The sequence below is a fragment of the Gluconobacter roseus NBRC 3990 genome, from assembly GCF_006538885.1.
In the GTDB taxonomy this organism is placed as follows: domain Bacteria; phylum Pseudomonadota; class Alphaproteobacteria; order Acetobacterales; family Acetobacteraceae; genus Gluconobacter; species Gluconobacter roseus.
Genome location: NZ_BJLY01000002.1, coordinates 26,295 through 49,145 on the forward strand (window position 1 = coordinate 26,295; position 22,851 = coordinate 49,145).

Annotated in this window: 16 protein-coding genes and 1 riboswitch; of the genes, 4 read left to right on the top strand and 12 right to left on the bottom strand. The window is 58.3% G+C overall.

Translation table 11 applies throughout. The annotated features are described in order from the left end of the window. The first annotated feature begins 23 nt into the window (after window positions 1-23). Window positions 24-1,712: a M28 family metallopeptidase gene (locus tag GRO01_RS04110; RefSeq protein WP_062509014.1), complete on the top strand. Its 1,689-nt coding sequence runs from the start codon at window positions 24-26 to the stop codon at window positions 1,710-1,712. A gap of 21 nt (window positions 1,713-1,733) precedes the next feature. Here the strand turns inward: GRO01_RS04110 and GRO01_RS04115 are convergent, their stop codons facing one another. Further along, window positions 1,734-2,645 (bottom strand): LysR family transcriptional regulator, encoded by a 912-nt coding sequence (locus tag GRO01_RS04115; protein ID WP_062509012.1) that lies wholly within the window; start codon window positions 2,643-2,645, stop codon window positions 1,734-1,736. A 105-nt stretch (window positions 2,646-2,750) separates the two neighbouring features. Here GRO01_RS04115 and GRO01_RS04120 point away from each other — a divergent pair, with 105 nt between their 5' ends. Next, window positions 2,751-3,566 carry a DODA-type extradiol aromatic ring-opening family dioxygenase gene (locus GRO01_RS04120; protein WP_062509009.1) on the top strand — a complete coding sequence of 272 codons (816 nt, stop codon included), beginning with the start codon at window positions 2,751-2,753 and terminating at the stop codon, window positions 3,564-3,566. 38 nt (window positions 3,567-3,604) lie between these two features. After that, window positions 3,605-4,216, top strand: a complete 612-nt coding sequence (locus tag GRO01_RS04125) for a YceI family protein (protein WP_062509007.1) — start codon at window positions 3,605-3,607, stop codon at window positions 4,214-4,216. A gap of 61 nt (window positions 4,217-4,277) precedes the next feature. Here GRO01_RS04125 and GRO01_RS04130 read toward each other — a convergent pair whose 3' ends face one another. From GRO01_RS04130 to GRO01_RS04145, 4 genes are all read right to left on the bottom strand, one after another. After that, the gene (locus tag GRO01_RS04130; protein WP_062509005.1) at window positions 4,278-5,570 is read right to left on the bottom strand and encodes an MFS transporter; all 1,293 of its coding nucleotides are present in this window, start codon (window positions 5,568-5,570) and stop codon (window positions 4,278-4,280) included. Window positions 5,571-5,701: 131 nt separating this feature from the next. Then, complete coding sequence (locus GRO01_RS04135; RefSeq protein WP_083541351.1) at window positions 5,702-7,624, bottom strand: hypothetical protein; 1,923 nt, start codon at window positions 7,622-7,624, stop codon at window positions 5,702-5,704. A 303-nt stretch (window positions 7,625-7,927) separates the two neighbouring features. Then, window positions 7,928-9,568, bottom strand: a complete 1,641-nt coding sequence (locus GRO01_RS04140) for an ABC-F family ATP-binding cassette domain-containing protein (protein ID WP_062509003.1) — start codon at window positions 9,566-9,568, stop codon at window positions 7,928-7,930. A 108-nt stretch (window positions 9,569-9,676) separates the two neighbouring features. Continuing rightward, window positions 9,677-12,313 carry a M1 family metallopeptidase gene (locus GRO01_RS04145; protein WP_231490253.1) on the bottom strand — a complete coding sequence of 879 codons (2,637 nt, stop codon included), beginning with the start codon at window positions 12,311-12,313 and terminating at the stop codon, window positions 9,677-9,679. A 169-nt stretch (window positions 12,314-12,482) separates the two neighbouring features. Further along, window positions 12,483-12,561, top strand: a riboswitch (Fluoride riboswitch). Window positions 12,562-12,595: 34 nt separating this feature from the next. Here GRO01_RS04145 and GRO01_RS04150 point away from each other — a divergent pair. Further along, entirely contained in the window at window positions 12,596-13,936 is a 1,341-nt protein-coding gene (locus GRO01_RS04150) for a voltage-gated chloride channel family protein (RefSeq protein ID WP_062509000.1), read from the top strand. A gap of 7 nt (window positions 13,937-13,943) precedes the next feature. Here the strand turns inward: GRO01_RS04150 and GRO01_RS04155 are convergent, their stop codons facing one another. The 7 genes from GRO01_RS04155 to GRO01_RS04190 form a co-directional block, all read right to left on the bottom strand. After that, window positions 13,944-14,939, bottom strand: a complete 996-nt coding sequence (locus tag GRO01_RS04155; protein WP_167494572.1) for a superinfection immunity protein — start codon at window positions 14,937-14,939, stop codon at window positions 13,944-13,946. An 835-nt stretch (window positions 14,940-15,774) separates the two neighbouring features. Further along, window positions 15,775-16,134: a hypothetical protein gene (locus GRO01_RS04165; protein WP_371857377.1), complete on the bottom strand. Its 360-nt coding sequence runs from the start codon at window positions 16,132-16,134 to the stop codon at window positions 15,775-15,777. Window positions 16,135-16,263: 129 nt separating this feature from the next. After that, window positions 16,264-17,880 (bottom strand): dihydroxyacetone kinase subunit DhaK, encoded by a 1,617-nt coding sequence (locus tag GRO01_RS04170; RefSeq protein ID WP_062508994.1) that lies wholly within the window; start codon window positions 17,878-17,880, stop codon window positions 16,264-16,266. 290 nt (window positions 17,881-18,170) lie between these two features. Beyond that, on the bottom strand, window positions 18,171-18,926 hold the full coding sequence (locus tag GRO01_RS04175; RefSeq protein WP_062508992.1) for a DUF421 domain-containing protein: 756 nt from the start codon (window positions 18,924-18,926) through the stop codon (window positions 18,171-18,173). Between the two features lie 116 nt (window positions 18,927-19,042). Next, window positions 19,043-20,851, bottom strand: a complete 1,809-nt coding sequence (locus GRO01_RS04180) for a ShlB/FhaC/HecB family hemolysin secretion/activation protein (protein WP_062508990.1) — start codon at window positions 20,849-20,851, stop codon at window positions 19,043-19,045. Then, window positions 20,848-21,501 (bottom strand): hypothetical protein, encoded by a 654-nt coding sequence (locus tag GRO01_RS04185; RefSeq protein WP_062508989.1) that lies wholly within the window; start codon window positions 21,499-21,501, stop codon window positions 20,848-20,850. Before GRO01_RS04185 ends, GRO01_RS04180 begins: the two co-directional genes overlap by 4 nt. Before the next feature lie 77 nt (window positions 21,502-21,578). Continuing rightward, window positions 21,579-22,775 (bottom strand): alpha/beta hydrolase, encoded by a 1,197-nt coding sequence (locus GRO01_RS04190; RefSeq protein WP_062508987.1) that lies wholly within the window; start codon window positions 22,773-22,775, stop codon window positions 21,579-21,581. Between the last annotated feature and the right edge of the window lie 76 nt (window positions 22,776-22,851).

Consider the following 22,851-nt stretch of genomic DNA (forward strand, 5'->3'; position numbering starts at 1 on the left):
GCAACAGAAAGGACTGTCCCGTCATGAAACAGAAAACGCCATCCCATCGCAGTTTGCTCTTTGCTGCTCTTCTTGCGGCTGATCTGTTTGCGCCTCTTACGGGATATGCCGAACCGACCGCTGATATCAGCCCGTCGCGCATGTCGGAGACGATGAAGATCCTGGCGTCCGACCGGTTCGAGGGGCGTGCTCCCGGAACGGAAGGGGAAAAGGTCACGGTTCCCTGGCTGATCGCGCAGTACAAGGCTCTGGGGCTTGAGCCGGCTGGCGAAAATGGCGGATGGACGCAGACTGTCCCTATGATCCGCACCAGAACCACCGCGAACGGTTCCATCAGTGCCCGGACCGGCGGCAAAACGCTCCCCCTGATCCAGCTACAGGGCATCTATCTCGCGACGCTGCTGCCGGAGGACCGGCTACAGGTCAAAGACGCCCCGATGGTTTTCGTAGGCTATGGCGTACATGCGCCGGAGCGCCACTGGGATGATTTCAAGGGTGTCGATCTGAAGGGCAAGGTTGCGGTTTTCCTCGTCAACGATCCCGATTTCGATGCGGCTCCCGGTGAACCCGTCGCCGGTCGCTTCGGCGGCAAGACCATGACGTATTACGGTCGCTGGACCTATAAATACGAGGAAGCTGCTCGCCGTGGTGCCGTCGCTGCCCTGATCATTCACGAGACTGCGGCCGCATCCTACCCCTGGAGTACGGTCGTGGCACCGGGGGGTGAGGCGTATGACGTGGAACATGCCGCCACCGAAAGCCGGCCCGTTCCCGTGCAGGGCTGGCTTGAGGGCAAGGCCGCGGCCGCCTTGTTCCAGCAGGCCGGACTGGATCTTGAGGCCCTGCGCATCAAGGCTCGTTCCGAGAGCTTCCGTCCCGTCACGCTGAAGCACACGACGTTCTTTGCCGATCTGCCGGTCACATTCGATCGTCTGCAAAGCCAGAACGTGATCGCCAAGATCACGGGCGCGAAATATCCGGATGAGACGGTCATGTTCGGTGCCCACTGGGACGCTTACGGCAAAAGTACGGACGCGCAGGGCCATACCGTTATCCGTCGCGGCGCGATCGATGATGGCTCGGGAATTGCCGCCCTGTTCGAAATCGCCCGGGCCTTCAAGGCCGGACCGAAACCCGACCGGACCATCCGTTTTGCCGCCTGGACGGGTGAGGAGCGCGGTCTGCTGGGTTCAGGCTGGTACGTCGCCCATCCTCTGGCGCCGCTGGACAAGACTGCTGCCAATCTGACGATGGACGTGCTCCAGATGGCAGGGCCTGCGCATAACGCCTTCATCATCGGGGCAGGGCAGGACACGCTTCAGGAACAGTTCGCGGCCGCCGTGGCTCTTCAGGGGCGTACCGCGCAGCCGGAAGCCATGCCCGAGCGTGGCGCATTCTATCGCGCGGATCATCTGCCCTTCGCGCGTGCCGGCGTGCCGGTTCTTGCTGTCATGGATATGGCGGGCAAGTTCGATCTTCTGAAAGGTGGAACGGAAGCGGGTGGCAAATGGCTGACGGCCTACATGGCCTGCTACCATCAGGCCTGTGACGCCTGGAGCCCGGACTGGGATGTGCGTGGTGCAGCGCAGGACGTCTGGGCCGTGTGGAAAGTCGGGCATGACGTGGCCTTCTCGCATGACTGGCCACAATGGAAGGCCGGTTCGGAATTTGCCGCAATCCGCCAGAAAACCGCTCCGACTACGGTTCAGTGAAGGCAATTTTTCCCGGTTCCGTCAGATCGTCCAGGGCGGAACCGGCCCATAGTGTTCAACCAGAAAATCGATCATCGCCCGGATCTTGAGTGGGACATGCGGCGTCGGAGCATAGACGGCATGCAGTTCCGGCCCTGTCATGACGGGCACATCAAGCGGCAGGGGAACCAGCCGGCCTGATTTCAGCTCATCCGAAACGATGAATGTCGGCTGGTAGATAATGCCCTGTCCGGCTACGGCAGCTTCGCGCAGGATATCTCCGTTATTGGCATGCATGGGACCACTCACCGGAACCGTGCGCTCGCCGTTCAGACCAAAGCTCCAGCGCGCACTGCTGATCTCGTCGCCGAGCGTATAGCCCAGACAGCGGTGGTTCTGGAGTTCGGCGACAGTCTGCGGTGTGCCGTACTCTTCCAGATAGGATGGCGCTGCGCAGACCACGAAATCGACCTGCGCCAGCCGGCGTGACCGCAGCGCGCTCGATGGCATCCGTCCGATGCGCAGCGTCAGATCCCATCCTTCGGTAATCGGATCAATCCGCCGGTCATCCAGCCCCAGTTCCACCGTGACGAGGGGATGGCGGCGGCTGAATTCCGGCAGGATCGGCCCGACATGCCGGATGGCGAACGAGACCGGCGCATTCAGGCGCGGCAGTCCGCGCGGCTCCTGGTTTTCCGCCGAGACTTCCTGTTCCATCTCTTCCAGATCCGTCAGGATTTTCTGACTGCGGATGAAAAAGAGACGCCCTGGTTCCGTCAAAGACAGTCTGCGTGTGCTGCGATGGAACAGCGAGATCCCCAGCCGGCTTTCCAGAGCGGCAATATGTTTCGTGATCATCGTCTGCGACAGACCCAGCGAGCGCCCGGCTCCCGAAAAGCTGCCCTGAGCCACGACCTTTGCAAAAACCTGCATGCCCGTGAAACGATCAAGCATTCACTTCACACTCCTGGTGTCAGATCCTATCCCGGATCAGGGAATTATTCTTTTCGGGTGAGGGTGGCAAGATCAGTCCCATCGCACGGAACGGAGGCACTCACCATGACCCTGAAAGATCAGGACACTATGCGGCAACCCGTTCTTTTCCTGCCGCATGGAGGTGGCCCGTGCTTCTTCATGGAGTGGGGGACGACATGGGACCGCATGGCGGCCTATCTCCGGTCTGTAGGGTCCTCCCTGCCATGTCGTCCGGAGGCCATTGTGGTCATGTCCGGTCATTGGGAGACGTCGGATATGGTCGTCGGATCAGCAGCCCATCCGTCGCTGATCTACGATTATTACGGCTTTCCGCCCCACACCTATCAGTTGGAATATCCCGTGCCGGGCTCGCCAACCGTGGCGGGGAAAATCCGTAATCTGCTGCGCACGCGTGGCGTGGCCTGTACGGAAAATGCCACGCGGGGGCTGGATCACGGGGTGTTCATTCCCTTCATGCTCGCATTTCCCGATGCGGATATCCCGGTTGTGGAGATTTCCCTGCCTGAATCGCTGGATGCCGCAGGCGTCCTGAAACTCGGGGAAATTCTGGCGCCTTTGCGGGACGAAAACATCCTGATCGTGGGCACGGGCATGACTTACCACAACATGCGCCATCTGATGCGCCCCGATGGCGTGTCGGATGCGCAATCTGTCGCGTTCGACACCTGGCTTCAGCAGGCGATCGAGGCTCCGCCCGCTCGTCGCACACAGAGCCTGCTGGACTGGGAGCACGCCCCGTTTGCGCGGGAGTGCCATCCTCAGCCGGAACATCTCCTGCCGTTGATGTTCGCTGCGGGAGCCGCGGGAACCGACGCAGGTCATCGTGATTACAACGATATCGTCATGGGGAAGGCCCTGTCAGGTTTCCGGTTTGGCTGATGTCCTCAACTCACTTTACCCAGAAAGATCATGACATCATGAAAACACGTCTTCTCAGGAGCGCGGGCGCTGCGTTCGCTCTCGTCCTTCTGTCGTCCACGGCTTATGCCGCCAACCCTGCCGATGTGCAGTCCGGCGCCTATACGGTCGAGAGCAGTCATACGCAGATCGGCTTCTCCGTGCTGCATTTCGGCTTCACCTATTATTCCGGCCAGATCTCTGGCGTCACCGGTGCGCTTCAGCTTGATACGGCCCATCCCGAGGCCTCGCACCTGAACGTGACCATCCCGGTTTCGAGCATTTCGACCACCAGCACGGTTCTGACCGGCGAACTCAAGAACAGTGAATGGTTCGATGTCGCAAAATATCCGGATGCGACCTTCGTCTCGACGCAGGTCCGCCGCACGGGCACGGATGAGGCCCTGGTGACCGGCAACCTGACGCTGCATGGCGTCACGCACCTGGAAGTCCTGCATGTCCATTTCGTGGGCGCAGGCGTCAATCCGATGGACAAGGCCTATACGGTCGGCTTTCAGGCTGAAGCGACGATCCATCGCAGCGATTTCGGCGTGAAGAAATATGTCCCCTATGTCGGCGATGACGTGACGCTGACGATTGCCGGGGCGTTTGAGAAGACTGCCGCAAAATAACGCGCATAAAAAAACGGCCCACGAGAGTGGGCCGTTTCCTTTTTCGGGCTGTCCGGAAAAATCAGGACGTCTTGCGGACCTTCCATCCGGTTTCCTTGAGCAGGAAGCCGAGCAGAATGGCAATTCCGATACCAACGACCAGCGGCAGGAAGGCGGTATGGAACTGTTCCATCGTCTCCGGCGCATCCTTGCCCATCAGGGCGGAAACGAGCGGCGACATGATGCCTGTCGTGCCGAACACGAGGAAGTTCATGACACCAGCCGCCGTTCCCTTGACCTCGGGCGGATTGACTTCCTTCATCGAGGAGAACGGGATCATGGCCGCACCTGACGCAATGCCCATAACCAAGGCTACGGTATAATGTGGCAGGACGCCGACCGGGACATAGAGCGCGCAGAGCGATGCCGCCAGCAGCACCAGCGCACCGCCGATCAGGACAGGCTTGCGGCGGCCGATTTTGTCGGAAATCCAGCCCAGAAGCGGACAGCCGATGACCCAGCCAATGGGGACCATTGAGACGTCCGTGGCGGCAAAGCCCATCGTCGTGTGTTCGCCCTTGCTCAGCATCAGAGCACCCCAGCCCAGTGCACCGATCGTGGTCGGCACGAAGAGCAGGCCACCAGCAAGACCGGCGATCCAGCTCTGCGGGTTGGAGAAGATGATCTTGAACGGACGAAGCAGGTTGGCCACGGAGAAATCGCCATGGTGCTGGGCGCTGTCACCCGTATCGCGCGGCATGACGAAAAAGACCGCCACGGCGAGCAGAAGTCCGATCACACCAAAGCCCAGCCAGACCGACTGCCAGGGGATGTGGAAAGAACCATGCGGATCAATCAGGATACGTGTCGGCTTGGAGCCGAAAGCAGCGCCAGCCATACCCATGCACTGCGTCAGACCCACGAAAAGTGCCAGCGTCCGGGCCGGAAGGTAGCGCGCGGCAACGTAAGATGCGCCGACGAACGCGCAGATCGCGCCGATACCCTGAATGATGTAGCCGCCAATGCCCGCAACCAGGCTGCCCTGGCCAAAGATCAGACAGCCCACGCCAGTGATAGCAATGAACATCGGCATGATGGCATGGGCGCCGTAGCGGTCCAGCAGCACGCCCACGGCAAGGGCCATCAGTGCGTAGACGATGTAATAGGATGCGATCATCAGGCCGAGATGGCTGTTGCCCCAGGCCTGCGTCAGCTCATCCTGCATGATGCCGGGAGCGGAACGGATGGCATACTGATAGAAATAGAACAGCGCGCACAGGAACCAGGACAGCACGTAAAGCGGCTGAAGTTTCTGCGGTTGCGACGGTGACGGATTCAGGGGCTTGGGAGGCGCCTGTGTTGTTGTGCCAGACATGAAATTCTCCAGTGTGTCATGGATGGCCTGTCAGACCGGGAACCATGACTGTGAGGGCGCAAAAGTCTTGGAAGGATAGTTGTCCGTTTGATGGAATGATTTTTCAGGTAATCTGAATGTTTCACCAGATATTATTGCTGGAAAGGATAATAACGGAAGGTCACATACACCGTATGTCCATAAGCCGTGGGATCGACGGCATGATCCGCGCCGTCATTGCCCTTGAAGGCGAACTTCCGGATGTACGTGTACTGAAGCCCACCCATGACACTGCCGTAATGGCCGTCCAGAAAATGCCACCAGCCGCCCGTTGTCAGGGAGGCAAGTGTTCTGGTCTGGGCAGAACATGTTCCGAACTCGTATTCACAGCCGGACAGGTTCAGATCTGTTGCGCCATAGCCATGCTGGAAGCCATCGGCGCCCATATAGGTGCGACGTCCTGCGCTCTCCACACCGCCATAGGTGTAAAGCAGCACGGACCGCGCCGGATGCCCGACCAGGCCGAGCGAGCCCATGATTTCCGGAATCGGGCTGGGATTGCCGTTGTGATCGAACGTCGTATCGGGAATGAGGCTGGGCCCGTAGCGCCCGACACCCTGACCGGCCAGAACGTTCCCGGTCAGCTGAAGCTTGTCGGTCCCGAGCGGCACGGTCATGCCTGCGCCCACGCCACCACCGAACTGGGTGCTTTTGTGGGTATGGTTTTCGCCTGCCGGCTGCACAAGACCACGGAACCAGCGGGCCAGACCAAAGACTTCATAGTGGCCGAATGACGTATCGACCGCCGTCTTGAGCACGATATCAGGCGCCGGATTGTAGCTGTACTGCGTGTTCGGATTCAGCAGAACACCACCACTATTGGCGTAATAGACACGCGGCCCCGCCAGACGTCCGTAACTGGCAGGCAGGGTGCCACCGGAGCTGAGCGCATCGGAGAAACCAACTGTTGCCTGAGGGTCTTCGATCGACAGAGCCAGCCAGTACTTCTTATCCCAGTCCTTGGCGATACGGATCTGCGGGACACGGGTAAAGGTAATGCCTGGGATCTGGTTGTTATCCGTAACGGCAGGCAACTGTTCCTGACGGGGAATAACACCCTTGGCATAGTTGGTCGTCAGACTCCATGCCTGCCCCATCAGGACATGAAGGCCCCAGTCCTTTTGCGTGAACGTGAAATAGCCCTGCCGCAGACGGGGCGTATAGCCGTTGATCTGCACGCTGTTGGTCGTCCCGCCTGACCCGCCAAAATCGCTTTCAACATAAGCCTGAAGGCGAACGGATTTGGTCGGATTGGCCTCCAGAAGTGTGGAGAAACGCGTAAGCTGCGCCGAGAAACGTTCTTCGCTCAACCCGTGATTGGGACTGTTGGCGTAAGGAAAATTGTTCCAGGCCGTCGCAGGCCCACTCGTCATGTTCGAGCTTCTCCAGATATTGGAGAAATCGACAAATCCGCCCAGCCGGACCGTCAGGTTGCCGATCTGGAAGACAGGCGGAAGGTGATCCACTTCCGTCTGGGTGATGGCAAGTGGGCTCGACGATGACAGGTCAATGGATGTCCGATGCGCTTCGTTGCGCTGATTACCCAGCCACTGGAACAGCGGAGGAGGCGTCTGATGGACGGTTGGAGTTGCTGGAGCAACTGTTGCGGGACCACCAGCAACGACAGGAGGCGCGAAGCCATTGCTTGAAACAGGCACGATCCCGCTGGTCGCGGGCGCGGATGGATAAATGGGTGCGTTTTTAGTTGCCGCGTGCGGTGTCGTAGTGACGCGCGCTGTTTCAACTCTTGATGGAGCTTTGCGGACGATAGAGGCTTTGGAGGGCGTTGAACGGGCAGTCTGTGAAGATGCACCGGCATGGCGGCGTTGCTCGATAGCCTGAAGGCGACCTTCAAGCATCCGCATCTCGGCTTTAATTGCGGCCAGTTCCTTATCATCAGCGCTCTGTGCGAATGCCGTAACGGGGGAGCCGATGAAGAATATGGCGCCCAGTAGCAGTCTGTATCGTCTGGGTAAGCGATTTCCCGCGATTGTCAGGCCACCAAAAGGAGACACATTCCGCCCTTCCTAAAGTCCATTCAAGGAATTCTGTCAGTTTCCGCAAAAGCATACCAAGCACGCTGACAGAAACTGTCCGTAGGGCAGAAACTTACGCTTTCACGGAAGTTTGAAAATTGATTCAGCGCAAAAATAACAAAAATTACACATTATTTATGCGCTGGGATCACAGATTATCACGCCTGATGAAAGTATATTTGGGCTTGCCCTTCCCGTTGTTTGCGGTTTTCAGACGAGAGTTGGGAAGCCCGGATGAATTATTCAAATACAGAAGGCGTTAATAATAAGGCTGTTATTTTCCTATTTGGTTTTCTTTTTCTTTCCCTTTGAGCGCTTTTCCTTTGCAGCACTTTGGGATGGTGCTGATGTTCCGCCGCGGGCGCGTTCAATGACGAATTTTGCGTAATCGTCCATGTCACCATCGAAGGGGACGATCTGGTTGTCTGCCGCGAGCCAGAGGCGATCCGCAACCAGTTCCATGAGCGAGCGGTCATGGGTGATGAGGATGACCGCGCCTTCGTAACTGTTCAGGGCGTCCAGCAGGGCGCGCCGGCTGTCGATGTCCAGATGGTTGGTCGGTTCATCGAGGATCAGCAGATGCGGGGCGGCCATGGCCACCATGTTCAGGAGCAGGCGCGCGCGCTCGCCACCCGAGAGCGCCTCGACCTTGGTGCCCTGCTTTTCGAAATGGATGCCGAACTGCGCCAGGCGGGAGCGGTGGGACTGGTCGCTGTCCGTCGGACGGGCTTCGCGCATGATGTCGAGCGGGGTCTGTTCGGGGTCGAGCGCCTCGATCTGGTGCTGGTGGAACCAGCCGACCTCGATGCGGGGGGAGCGTGAGACCTCTCCGGAGCGCACTTCGAGAGCGCCCGCGATCATTTTTGCAAAAGTGGACTTGCCGGCACCGTTGACGCCCAGTAGGCCGATACGGTCATCCACGTCCAGCCTGAGGTTCAGATCGCGCAGGATGGCGGGATCGTCGCCATAGCCGACCTCGACGTTTTCCAGCCTGATCAGGGGCGGTGCCAGCGGACGGGCGGGCGAGGGCAGCAGGAACGGCGAGACCGAAGCCTCGATCGTGGTTTCGATTGGCGTCAGTTTGGCGAGGCGCTTGACGCGACTCTGGGCCTGGGCGGCTTTGGCGGCCGAGGCTTTGAAGCGGTCTACGAAAGACTGCAGATGGGCGCGTTCGGCTTCCTGCTTGGCGCGGGTGGCGCTTTGCAGGCGGATCTTCTCCGCACGCTGGCGCTCGAAATCGTCGTAGCCGCCGGTGTAAAGTTCCAGCTTGCCTTCCGTGACATGCAGTGTGAAATCGACGGAATTGTTCAGCAGTTCGCGGTCATGGCTGATGATGAGCGCGGAATGCGGATAGCGGGCGAGGCGCGCTTCCAGCCACAGGGCGCCTTCGAGATCGAGATAGTTCGTCGGCTCATCGAGCAGCAGCAGGTCAGGTTCTGCAAATAGCGCGGCAGCGAGTGCCACACGCATCCGCCAGCCGCCGGAGAATTCGGCCATCGGGCGATCGAGATCGGCGGTTGAGAAGCCCAGACCGTTGAGAATTTCCGCCGCTCGAGAGGGCGCGCTGTCGGCGTCTATTTCGATCAGGCGCATCCAGATATCGCCCATCCGCTCCGGATCGGCGGTTTCCAGCTCAGCCATGAGGGCTGCGCGTTCGGTGTCGGCGGCGAGGATCGTGTCGATCAGGCTGATGGGGGTGGCGGGGTGTTCCTGATCCACGGTCGCCACGCGGGCGGCACGGGGGATGACGATCTCACCGGAATCCGGCTGAAGCTCGCCCTTGATCAGTTTGAAAAGGGTGGATTTCCCGACGCCGTTCCGGCCGACCAGAGACACCTTGGACGGGTTGGGCAGGTTGGCGCTTGCACGATTGAAGAACTGTCGTCCCCAGGCGTTGAAGACAAGGTTTTCGATCTGAAGCATGGGGCAGGATGGTCCGGTGGCGGTAAAACGGGAGCGCCATCCCTATAACAGTTTGACCGCCCCGGACAGGGACGAGGCAGATCTTTTCCGCCTCGCCTGGGTGTTGTGTCAGTGGGCGTGGGCGGCAAGCCAGTCGTGGATCTGGCTCTGGGTCGCCTGAACCGCTTCCTGACGGGCGGCAACGGTGTTGAGGGCATGGGCCGTGGCAATCTTCGCGCCAGTCGTCTTGCTGGAAGACGGATCCTTCTGAAGCTCGGCCAGGATGTCCGGATTGTTGGAATGTCCTGCGATGGCCGGCAGGAACCCGTCCTGTGACCAAGGGGCCAGATGCGTGCGGATCTCGGCCTCGTGCTGGCGGACCAGCTTCCAGACGAGGTCCGGATTTTCGCTGGCAGAGGCGACCTGTGACAGTGCCATGGAAATACGGCCGTCCGGAATGGCGCCGCTATAGGCCAGTTCCACGTTGCGACGGATCAGGTCCGGGTCGGAGGCATTGGCGAGGGCCTGGAAGAGGCGGAGCTTGAGTTCGGTCGCCTGGGTGTCACGGACTTTCTTGGCCATGATCTCGTAGGTTGCGGCGTCGGTATGCTTCATCGCAAGGGCCGAGACCGTACCGACCAGATCGGGACGCAGGGAGGCCGGGTTCTTCAGCCAGATCGCGAAACGACGCTTGGCCTCAGTCAGCACGGCCGGGTCATTGAAGGTGCCGAGCGCCGAGATGACGGACGGACGCAGCATCGTGTCCAGCACGCTCTCATGCGGCTTCTGGTCCCAGCCGAGACGCTTCAGGACCGGGGCAAGGCGGCTGCGGGCATAGGCCTGGAACGCAGGGCGATCCGGGCTGCCGATTTCATAGAAATCAAGCGCTTCCAGCTTGCCGATGATTTCCTCAAGCGTGGCGATGTCGGTCTCATGCGCGGCCGTCAGCCGGTCCACGAGGTCGAAATAGGAGGACAGCGCGCCATGCCCGGCCCGGAACTGCGCGAACTGGTCGCCGAGGATGTTGGCGCGGTCCACGGGAGCAAATTTTGAGATCGATGCGGCGATCGGAGCGAAGGCCACGTCGTCGTAATGCACGCGGTAATACCCGCTCTCGCCCAGATCGAGCTTGAGGGGCGCATTGCAGCGGGGCAGGGTGAAGGTGGCGGGTTCGGCACCAAGCACCAGCTTGCGGGTCTCAAGGCCGGGACCGCCTGCGACAACCGGAATGTTCCAGGTCAGGGCCTTCGCATTCGGGTCATGGATCGTGAAGCGGCTCTGCGTCAGGGTATAGGTTGTCTGGCCATTCTTGCAGACCGCCGCGACATTGACCTGTGGAATACCAGGCTGTTCGGTGAAGCTGCGGGCGACTTTGCCGACATCCTGTCCCGACGTGCCGGAGAGCGCGTTCCACAGATCCTGACTGGTCGCGTTGCCAAAGGCATGGGCCTTCATATAAGCGCGCATTCCGTCGCGGAAATGATCTTCGCCAAGCCAGCCTTCCATCATGCGGATGACCAGCTCGCCCTTGCCGTAGCTGATCCCGTCAAATGCGGAATTGGCTTCGCTCACATTGTGGATGACCTGCTGGATCGGATGGGTCGTGGACAGGGCGTCCGTGGCCATCGTGGCTTCGCGGGTCTCGTGCTGGCGCGGCCAGATGTCCCAGTCGGGGTTCATCTTGTCGGTTGCCTTGATCTCCATCCAGGAGGCAAAGCCTTCGTTCAGCCAGATATTGTCCCACCAGCCCATGGTCACCAGATCGCCGGACCACTGATGCGCCATTTCATGCGCAACGACTTCATAGATCAATTCGCGGGTGCGCGGCGTGCTGTTCTTCGGATCAAACAGCAGGACGTTGTCGATATAGGTCAGCGCGCCCCAGTTCTCCATTGCGCCTGCCTGATAGTTGCCGGGGATGGCTAGCATATCCATCTTGGGCAGCGGGTATTTGATGCCGAAATACTCGTTGTAATAGGGCAGGATCTTCTCGGCAGCACCCAGAGCGTAGGTGCCCTGGCTTTCAAGGCCGCTTGGGGCAAAAACGCGGATGGGCGTGCCGTCAGCCTTGCCGTCGACGGAGGCCATGTCACCGGCCACCAGTGCGAGCAGGTAGTTCGACATGCGGGGCGTCGGGCTGAAAGAGACACGCTTCGTCTTTTCATCCTGCTGCGTCGTGCCGATGATTGGCATGTTGCTGACAGCCGCGTATTCGAAAGGCAGCGTCACGTTCAACTGATAGGTTGCCTTGAAGGCGGGTTCGTCCCAGCCTGGGAACATCCGGCGTGCGTCCGCGACTTCGAACTGCGTGACCAGCATCCGCTTCGGCTTGCCTGTCGGGTCGGTGTAGTCGTCAATATAGATGCCGTTCGGCGTTTTCAGGATCGGACCGGAATACTTGATCGCCAGCGTGTGGACGCCGGCTGGAACGGGTGTCGGAAAGTGCAGGGTGACGGTTTCGGCGGCATCATCCTGACGGATCTCGGCCTTCTGCGAATTGTCCAGCAACGCGCTGGCCAGTTTGAGGCCTGCCTGATTGAGCGTGACGTCGGCGGTCGGGCTCTTGACCTCGACCCGGACGATTTCATCGCCCTGAAGCGTCAGATGCTCCATGTCCGTCGTCAGATCGATGATGTAGTCCGTGGGCACAACGGTTTTCGGCAGCTGGCCCGGTGTGGTGTCGAAGGAGAACGTTCCTTCGGCATGGGCGGGAAGCGCGAGGGGTAGTCCTGCAAGCAGGGTTGTCAGAACGAGAAGGCGGCGCATCAAACGCAATTCCTTGAAACAGTCGGATGGGGCAACGGAACAGGCCGTTCGCTTTTGTTACGGTTACGGTGGCATAGCCCTGTCATGCGGGAAAGTGTCCGTCCCTAAAAACCTTGTCATCTGGAATGCGCTCGAGACTTGACAGATCAGGGAGCGCCGGGCTCTTTTCGATGCAGAGGGCAATGGATTCTGCCTGACCGTTCCCGGTCGAACCGCTTCACCCGGAAGCTGATGATTCCTGTCAAACGTCCATCAGGACACGACAGGAGAATTGCGTTCGTTATGCGTGAAGTTCAGAATCAGCCCGTACTGTCCCGTATCATCGCACTGTGTTGCCTGAGTGGCATTCTGGCCGTGCTGTCGGTCTGCATCGGCAGTGCCTGTGCGCTGTTTCTCTGGCTTCTGGAACTCGCTACATCCTGCCGGATCGACCATCCGACCCTGCTGTTTGGCCTTCCGGTCGCCGGGGTGGCTGTCGGGCTGTGCTATTTCTGGTTCGGTCGGGATGTTGAGGCCGGTGCGAACCTGATTGTGGACGAGATCCATAAGCCGGGGGCGGGGGTTCAGCTCCGGATGGCGCCGCTCGTTCTGCTCGCAACGGTCGTAAGCCATCTGTTCGGGGCTTCTGTCGGGCGGGAAGGGACGGCGATACAGGTTGGCGGTAGTCTGGCCAGTGCCACGGCCCGGCTGTTCAGGCTGCGGGGTCCGGAAACCTGCGTTCTGCTGACCTGCGGTATTGCTGCAGGGTTTGGCGCCGTGTTCGGAACACCCATCGCAGGTGCGGTGTTTGCACTGGAAGTTCTGACACTGGGACAGGTTGACTACCGGTTCCTTGTTCCTACTGCCCTGTCATCCATTATCGCGGACTGGTCCTGTCGTGCCTGGGGGATCCATCATGCGTCCTATCCGCTCGTGTTTCAGGGCACCCTGAATTCGGATGGTTCGGTTTCTCACGTCGATCTTGGACTGGTGGTGAGGATTGCGGTAGCGGCGGTGGCGTTCGGCCTGATGAGCCGGATTTTTGCCGAGAGTGTGCACCGTCTGGCCGCTGTCATGAAAAAAATTTGCCCTACGGCATGGCTGCGTCCGGCCATCGGCGGCATCCTGACCATTCTGCTGGTCGCGCTGGTTGGAAGCCGGGATTATCTGGGGCTGGGCGTCCTGCCTCCGGAACCGGGCGGAGCATCCATCGTCAGCTTCTTCGGCCCTGACATTTATCCCTGGTCCTGGTTCTGGAAGCTGGTCTTTACGGTCACCGTGCTGGCGACGGGGTTCAAGGGCGGGGAAGTCACGCCGCTGTTTTTTCTCGGGGCAGCAACGGGAAACGTTCTGGCGCCGCTTTTGCATGTCCCGGTTGATCTGCTGGCGGCTGTCGGGTTCGTGGCGGTTTTCGCCGGTGCCGCGAACACGCCGGTGGCCTGCATGCTGATGGGTGTCGAACTGTTTGGTGGGGCGGATATCGTCTATTTCGCGACCGGCTGCTTCGTCGCCTATGTCTGTTCCGGTCATACCGGCATCTATCTGTCCCAGCGGATCGGCACACCCAAAAGCCGTTTCAGGGATGCGATCTGCGGCATGACCCTCCGTGAGGCCAGAGTGCCGCAGACCGGCAAGGGACACTGACTGACGCTTATCTTTTGCGCGCAGGCTGTGAAAGCGCCATGACCAGTGCCGCAATCCAGCCGATGATCGTCCAGCCCAGCAGGATGGTGATCATGGCGACACGGTGCTGATTGGGCGTATTGCGGCGATAGGCAATCAGGAGCGGGACGAGGTACAGCGCCAGTCCGAGGCCTGCGAGAACGGGAAAGAGCGCTCCGGATTTTGCAACAAGTCCCGAAGGTGGGACTGCCTGATCCGTTTCAGGTGGCTTGGCCGCGGCAGAAGACGGGGGCGGATTGTTGCTTTGCGCTGATTCGGAAGTGGAAGGCACTGGCTGCGGCTCGGCCGAAACGGGTTTTCGGGTTTCGGTTACAGAGGCGACCTGTTCTGGCGTGATGTAGCCGTTTTGCTGGAGGAAAACGGCCAGAGCCTGTGGGAAAGGCAGAAGCTCTTTCTCCTGCGGGGAGCAGCCACGGCCGTTCTGTTTCTCTGCTGCAGGTTTGAGGTCGCATGCTGACAGGCCGAAGCCGGACGCTTTTGTGGACTGGGCATGCGCCAGCATGTCACGCCAGCCTTCGGCAAATTCGCCCAGATTGGCTTTGGTTGCGACTTCATAAGCCAGAAAGCCGTTGGGTTCGAAACGTCCGCCATGGATCCAGTTGCGTCGTCTGCTGGCCAGATCATCCCTTAGATAATTCCGGTAAGCCGGATCGCGGGTGACATTTTCAAGCACGCCATCATGGTACCGTGAGATCACAACAGGGGCTTCCGAACCCGCATGAGACGCAAAGGCATACAGAAAAGACTGATCGACTGTCAGGATTTCTTCCTGCCCGTTCCCGGCAATGTCCAAGACATCCGGTTCGCCATCGCCGTCCAGCGCCCCCAGTTCAAGATGAGCCCATTGCCCGTCAGGGCGCAGATCAAAAATGGATGTGAGCGAACAGCAATGCGCCCCGCCAGTGTAAGCAGACACCATGATCTGCGGAAATCTCGACGACGCATCCAGCTGTCGGAGCGACATTTTCAGCTGCACCAATCCGTCATCTTCAGTCCCATAGGGTGCCAGTGGAAAAGAGACGGGATGGGAATGGGCATCACCGGGCGTTCGGAGGGTCAGAAACGCCGTGCTGCAGGGGGAAGTCGGGCTGGTGTCAGCGTCGCTCCAAATCACCGGGACAGTGCATTTTGCGGTGCGCCTGACATCCAGCGCCGCGACAACACCGCGTGCGGACAAAACGGCATGAGAGCTGTTTTCCATGTCCGTGTGGGCGATGGGAGGGAGTGGGCGGGACGCCGCGACGCATGGTGAGAGAACTGACATTACAGCTGTCAGAACTGCGCCCAGAGTCAGATTTTTTATCGTAATAATGGGCGGTTCTCCTGTCGTTTTCTGTAGCGCCTGACTGCCCTTCGGGACGGGATAATTTTCAGTCTCGGCTGAGAACGCCTCGTATACATTCCTGGTTTTTAAGTTCTCTGTGGTGCGACTGACCTCAAGGTATACCGCACGGCTCCAAACTCGCGGCTATAAAAGAGAGCCTAGGACACCTGAGCGACCGCATGCGGTCACCGATCAGAACGAATAATCGCTGAATTTTTTACAACAGCAGGTCAGATCAGCAATGATATCGGCGCCGTTGCCTCTGATGGAAAATCAGTCCAGCACGACAGGCAAAAATACAGACGCCGCAGCTGCATTGGGATCATGTTCAAAAGGCTTAAGGGATGGCGGCGTGTTAAAACACGCCAAGACAGATGCCCGAGCGTCTTCTTCTCGGGTATCTGTCTCGCTGTAACCGTCATATTTCGGCTATGAGTCCTAAACCTGGGAAATATGACGTTTGATTTATCTGGGTTCAGACAGACACATCGATCTTATGCAGTCCCTTGAGATGGCTTTCATCTGGATGACCTGAATGAAATGGGATGGTGGGAAGGAGATGAACGCCGGTCAGATCCTGAACCCTGATGCAACTCCATTTTCCCTGCGGCGGGATTTCTTTTTCATGTGCATCATCACCGCGATAGAGCAGGACCCTCTCTTCACCATCTCCCGTTCCCAGGGAATGAGGGGATCCAAATCCCGCCTCGCCATGAAACGTGAAAGTAACAGCGCTCTTTTTCTCAATGGCATCTTTAAGCGTTTGGTAAGCTGACATAGGAGCAATACCCTCTTCATGCTGTGGCAATGTTACGAAACAAACTTCTGTGGTCACATAACGAAGCCGTGAAGGGATGGGTTGCATCCCTTTTTGAGTCTTAAAGCTGCTTTTTGGAAAGCCATAAGATGGAGCGCAGCCTCAGACGCGGAATGGTCTGCAATAGTCGGAGGGCACCATCTGTTTTCAGGAGAGCTTCGAAAGCCCTTCCAGCAGACGGGCGATAGCCTCTGCTCCCGGATCAGGAATATTCCGGAGCTGATCTTGTGGAACATAGGCTGCACGGCCAGCCTTGGCAGGCATTGCGCGTGTTGCATCTGCGCCTTCACGGGCAGCCTTGGCTGCCTGCTGGAGACTACCGGCCTGAAGCGCGGTTACAGCAGGGATCAGAGCATCAAGCATTGTCCGATCACCCAGAGAGGCCCCGCCATATTTCTGCATGCGCTCCAAGCCAGCCACCAGCCCGTCACGCCAGTCTTTCTTCTGCCCAGCCGTTGCAAACATAATGGACAACAGAACGCCACTTGAGCCACCGGCATTACGTGCCAGAAGCCGTCCCAGCGTTTCGCAGAGTTCCTGTGGAGATGCGAGAGGCAGGCGGGCGATGTTCTTCAGAATAATGCGGCTGGCTTCAGCAAAGGTCGAGCCTGCGTCGCCATCGCCGATCCGGGCATCAAGCGCATTCAGATCCTTTTCATTGTCGATAAGAATCCTGGCTCCATGCGTGATAAAATTTTCAATATAGGCATTGGATGAAGGCTTATAAGCGAAGGTATCAGGCAGGGTCGGGGTCGGTCTGGTCTGAAGAGACCCAAATGGAGCAATACCCGGCCAGGCCCATGGTTCGACCGGAGACTTCAGAGCCTCGATGAAGTCTGGCTGCGCTGGAATAGCAGACAGGGAAAAACCATACATATCCAGGGACGTCATCATGGGAGCCGGACCGATCAGAACGTCAATGCGCTCTGCAAGGCTGGTTCTGGAAAGTGAATCCACGATGGCCTGAGCTTCCAGCACCGGAACCGCGCCCAGCATGTTGACCATGACGGCCTGTTTTTCACTCGTCAGATATGTGACGAGAGTGTCTGCTGCCTTTGCGACCAAAGCGTCCAGTCTGTCTACGGCGATACGCTCAGTGCCGGGTTCTCCATGGATCCCCAGACCCAGTTCGGCCTCGTCTTCATTCAGCCGCGTTTCATGCTCCGGGTCATAAACATTGACGTCGGACAGGGAGAGACCAAGTGAGACCGTGGTATTGATGGCTTCAGCGGCAGCCTGTTTGACTTCCGCCAGACCGGCCCCTGTTTCTGCAGCATGTCCTGCAATCTTCTGGACAAGAACCGTTCCGGCAATCCCCCGGGCATGGGGACCGCGGCCCAGTGCTATGTCATCAGTTACGATGACGAGTTCGACCTTCTTTCCTAGAAGACGTGCCTGCTCTGCCGCAAGGCCGAAATTCAGGCGATCACCGGTGTAATTCTTGACGATCAGCAGACAGCCTGCTTCCCTGGTCACTTCCAGTATCGCAGCAAGGATGGCGTCAACATTGGGGGAGGCGAAGAGGGCACCGCAGACAGCGGCGGTCAGCATGCCTTTTCCGACGAAGCCTGCATGGGCTGGTTCGTGACCGGACCCGCCACCAGAAACAATCGCGACTTTTGATTTGTCCCATTCTTTCCTGAAAACGACGTGGATGTTGTCATGTCCTTCAAGCCGGCAGAGATGAGAACCTGCCGATGATCTCAGAAATCCGTCAATGCCTTCAGCCACAAGGGTGTCGCGGTGATTGTAAAAACGCTTCATCGTGTCTTTCTTCCACAAAGGGCGGGTGAAGAAGAAAACGTTTCAATCAGCATTTTAGGCCTATCACCTTCAGGAGAGGCTTATTAAATTGGTCTATTCACAATGGTTTACGCATAACCGTTTATCGTCATGGTTCTACCAGCGCCCGAAAGATTCCGCTTCAGGCCGGATCATGACGTCAGATTGCTCTTGTATGCTGGTACTTCGTGCCTGTTATGGGCAATACACTTAGAACAGCGCTTACTGGCAATAAAACCATTCTAAGGAAGCAATATCATCAAGGCCTGCTCTTAACTGGCCGGTCCATAAGAGGCCGCAGGATTGAATTCATTACTGGCTGTGAAGTCATGTGATGCAATGCCTGACGAAGAGACCTGCCGAACTGGTTTCTTGCTGGTGACAGTACGACCATCCATTCCGACAACGAGAATGTGGTCATGGATCCATTGGGCCAGAAAGACTTTCTCCATCCTGTCAAAGCCGAGATGTGCAAGCTGCCGGTGAAGCCAGTCTTCGGAACGGTCCATATTATCCAGTGCGTCTTTGACAATGTCACCTTTCAAAACCAGAAAAACTGATGGAAATACGTCATCATCACAGATTACGCTGACATGGCCTGTGGTTTCGATTTGGGCGTAGCGGATACCTTCAAAACTGAATATGTTCTGCATACGTAACGCTGTGGCAACGTCGTTGAAATCGATCCGATTGGCATTCTGTTTCAGGTTCTCCATGATGAAGTTCCCGTCACGAATAATGGGTATGGGCTGGCCAATGGTCGCTTTTCTCAAAAATCCGATCTTTCGTGAGACGTAATTATAAAAAACCATCACACCTACACAGATGAAGAGTAGTGCGATGTAATGCGTGATAGGGAGTGTATCATTGTAAATAATGCCGCCCACCACGCCGCCCAGTACAAAATTTCCTACAAGATCGACGGATGTCATCATGGAAATCTGGTTTCTGCCGGTGGTATTAAGGTAACCGATGATGACGGTCATTCCGATAATGACTTTTAGCAGAACCCAAAGGTAGATCGTCATGCCTGATGTTTCCCTGACACTGTTTTCGGATTGGTCTGAGCTAGATCTACAGCGAATGCAAAATATTGAAGGTGTTTTCGACTTAGCTGGGTTCTCCTGGAACGCCCGGATACATGTCAGAAGCCGAAGACGACATTGAAGTCCGAAAACGCGCCTTTCTTGCGCGATGTCGGAGCAGGGCGCAGGCGCCAGCCCGTGTCGAAGGACACGTTGGCGATACGATTGATTTTGGCATTCAGATCCACGCCAAGACTGGCAAGGGCCGTCTTGTGCGACGTCGTGTACTGGGTACGGCCATTCCAGTTCTCACCCCAGTCGTAAAATCCGCCGATGGTCTCGTTATCTGAAAAGTCGTCTCCCAGCCCGAGCTGCTGGCTGACCGAAAACGATGGCAGTTTGAGTTCCTCGCTCGCCTGCATGCCCCGGCTTCCGAGCGCCGTATTGACGTAGTAGCCCCGGACACTTCCCATACCGCCGGCCTCCAGTTGTTCGCTGTACAGCAGATTATGTGTGGTGGCCTGAGCCGTGGCGACGGTCAGTGATGAAAACCCATATGGGAGATTGGTTGTTCGGGAAATCTGAAAACGGTCATAGACGTAGTTTGTGCGCGCAGACGGAAAGATGGTGGCGTAGCTTTTCAGGTTGTCATGCCCTGTCAGCCCGCCGGGACCATAAAAGGTCTCGTTGACCAGATGCGTCTGGCCGTAGGTATCTGTCTCCGTCGTATCCGTCCCCAAAACAAACTGATCGGTATCCGACTTGCCGAGCATGACGGGAGAACTGACGTAGAACTGGTCACTGTTGGTCAGTTTCCAGTCAAACCCCGCATGCAGAAGCGTATCGAGGCCGATCCCCGAAGTGACGGCAAGATGGGGAAGCTGATGGAGATAGCGGATCGAGGTCTGGGCGGAATAGCCTGAGTTGCGCAGTGGCCAGGCGGCTTCTGGTGCAGACTCACTATAGGTTCCGAATACGATGATCTTGTCACGCCAGGGCAGGGGGATTTCCCAGCTGCCCAGATGCATGTTGTAGCGCGCACTCAGACTGCGGGTGAACTGGTAGGACAGGGTATGGTTCAGCCCGAAAACATTGCCCCAGGTGGCACCGGCGCTCCAGTTTACCCGCCCCAGTGTCGGATCGGCCTGATTGTTGAATGATCCGAACACATAGACGGGAAAGCGGTCCGCAACCTGAAGCGTCACATCCGTCACACCCGACGTCGCACCCGGATGGTAGATCATGTCTACCGTGCGGAACGGATTGCCGTTCATCCAGGACAGGTCGGTCTGCAATCCCCGCAGAGACAGCGTCTGACCGGAGACCAGATTGCTGGCTTCGCGGATGACCCGGTCGGAGAACCAGCGGTTGCCCCTGACGTCAATCCGTCCAAGGCGGTATTCGACAACCGTTACATGCAGGATGCCGTTCTGCACACGCTGTGGCAGCACGACCGCCGTTACGAAAGGACGGCCTTCCTTGCGGAAACGCGCCGTGATGAGCTGCCCGATATCGTAAAACGTCCGGGCGCTCACCGGCTTGTGGAGATAGGGAATCAGGCTCCTGCGAAAGCTGTCCTCGTCCAGCAGCGGAACGGATCGGGTTGTCACGGCGCTTCCCTGATCAGGATCGGTTTTCCTGCCCTTTTCCTCAATGACAAGACCATTCAGGGATGGAAGCAGAGGCTGGTCGGAAAGATGCTCCCGGACTGCCGGATCATCCGCCTGCGTTGTGGGAAAACTGCCGGCGTTTCGTCTCGGTTCCTGGGGTGATGTCGTGTCACTCAGGCCGGGAAGACCGAAAAGCTGCTGTGAGACGGGTCGGGATGTCGCAGCATTCTGTCGTCCGGAAAAAATCTGCGCATTGCCCGAAGGCGCTGAAACCAGAAGTCCGATCGTTCCCAGTGCAAGATAGGGGCGCAATGTCATTGTGATACCGGTCCTGCTTCCAGCACGATATCCAATCCCTCGGCATGGGCTTTGCCAGCCTCAGTGAGGTCCGAACGATTGCCTGCAAGGGCAAACGGGTTCCCGCTGGCTGTCGCAAGTGATGCTGCGGCGTCCAGAATCCGCGCTCTGTCTGAAAGCTTTCCATTTTCGCAGGGGCGTGGTGAGACATACACGCCTTTGGGCCCGAATGAGGCATCCACCAGCACGTCCGAAGAAGACGCAGAGGGCGGTCCTGTTCGACTGACGCCGATACGAACCGTCTCATTTTGCGGGTTGGAACCCCTGTTTCCGGCATGGCCTTTCAGCTGCGGCTCCGCTGGCACGCCTCCTGCCACGTATTGATGAGCCAGAGGCTCCGGGCGTGCCGGGCATCCGGCGGGGATGGCCTGCCCATCATCGGAACGGACAATGCCACCCGGTTCGATCCGGAACGTCCGGGATGAGGCTTCCAGTTGTTGGGAGATGCGGGAAGGGCGGCTGCCGACTACGCTGACGAGGGTCGGAGAGACCGAAGCCATGCTGCGGGCCGAGGCAGCGTAATTGTTCGTGGGAGGCGCGGCCTGTGCCTGCCTTGCTGCGGGGAGCAGCAGGATCAGGAGTTTTATCGGAGCTGAACGTCGGAAGAACATCCTGTTTTCCTTTCTGTGGAATGCAGGATGGTGTGTGACGCTGTCCTGCCGGGCCGGACCTCATATGGTCCTGGGTATCATTCCGGGGTGGGGTTACATTCCGGTGTGACGGGCTGCCTGTCCATAACGGCTTTTGTGAAAGCTGCCGAGTCTGCCAGCGAAGCATTGACTGTCTGATCGTGGTTCAGACCCTTGTAGACATGGGCCTGAACGGTTGTTCCGGCAGCACAGGCGGCCTTGACCAGACCGTGCTGAAGGGCAGGTGGAACGTCGCGGTCCAGTTCGCCAGTGCCCATGAAAAGCGGCTGCGAGAGTTTGAGGGTCGGGTATTTCATGGCGGCCAATGCAGGCGCCAGTGCCTTGGAATAACCGGGCTTCAGCGAGTTGCCGAAGTTGAGGCCATCCTGTTTCACCTTGTCCGTCAGCTCATAGACACAGAGATTGGCGCCGGCCTGATAGGCGGACATGGCTTTTGGCGTAAAAGCATCTTCCGGTCGGAAGGTAAGATCGTATTCAGCTTGTCCCCGGGCGAGATAGAGCGTGTAGACCATCACGGGATTATAGGCGGCTTCGGTATGACCGGATGCGGGAGCGGCGATCATCTGCTGTATGAGTTCCGGCGTGATGTAGGGTGCGCCTGTGGCGACAGTTCCCCGGATGCCGAGTTCAGGAGCATAGGTCGAGGAGAATGCAGCCGAAGCAAAGGCCGCGCCACCACCCTGCGACTGTCCGACGATCATGATTTTGTTCTGAAGCCCCGGAACATTGCCGAGCGCAGCCCTCACGGCATCCAGAAGGCTGTAGGCCTCGACGCGCGTGTTGAGATAGGCATGCGTGCCGGGCGTGCCTAGCCCCTGATAATCGGTCCCCACCACGGCAAAGCCACGCTTCATCCATTCCGACAGGTAACGGCGGTTACGGTCGGTCCAGGGATTGTTCGAGGGCGCGCAGTGATCCGCAACGCCTACGGTGCCGTGGGCCCAGGCGACGATGGGCCAGCCACCGGCCGGTGGTGTGCCGACGGGCAGGATGACTTCCGCGGTGACGGGGACCAAACCTTTGTCCGTAACACCGTTCGTGGACAGATATGTGATTTTCAGGGCACGCCCGGCATCAGGCAGACTGAAAGCGGGATTGAGCACTTCGACCGAGGTGATGCTGCCTGGATGGGGTTGTGCTGACGGCGTTTCTGCATGTGCGCTGAAGGGGGCAGCGGCGATGCACAGCGCTGCGGTCAGGCCTGCAATGGCAGGGGAAGAATGGCGGAAGGTCATGGTGCATCCTTTTTGGGGTAGTCTCTGCTTGACCGCCTTACGGGCGTAAACTTATCAGTGATAAGATTATTTTGCG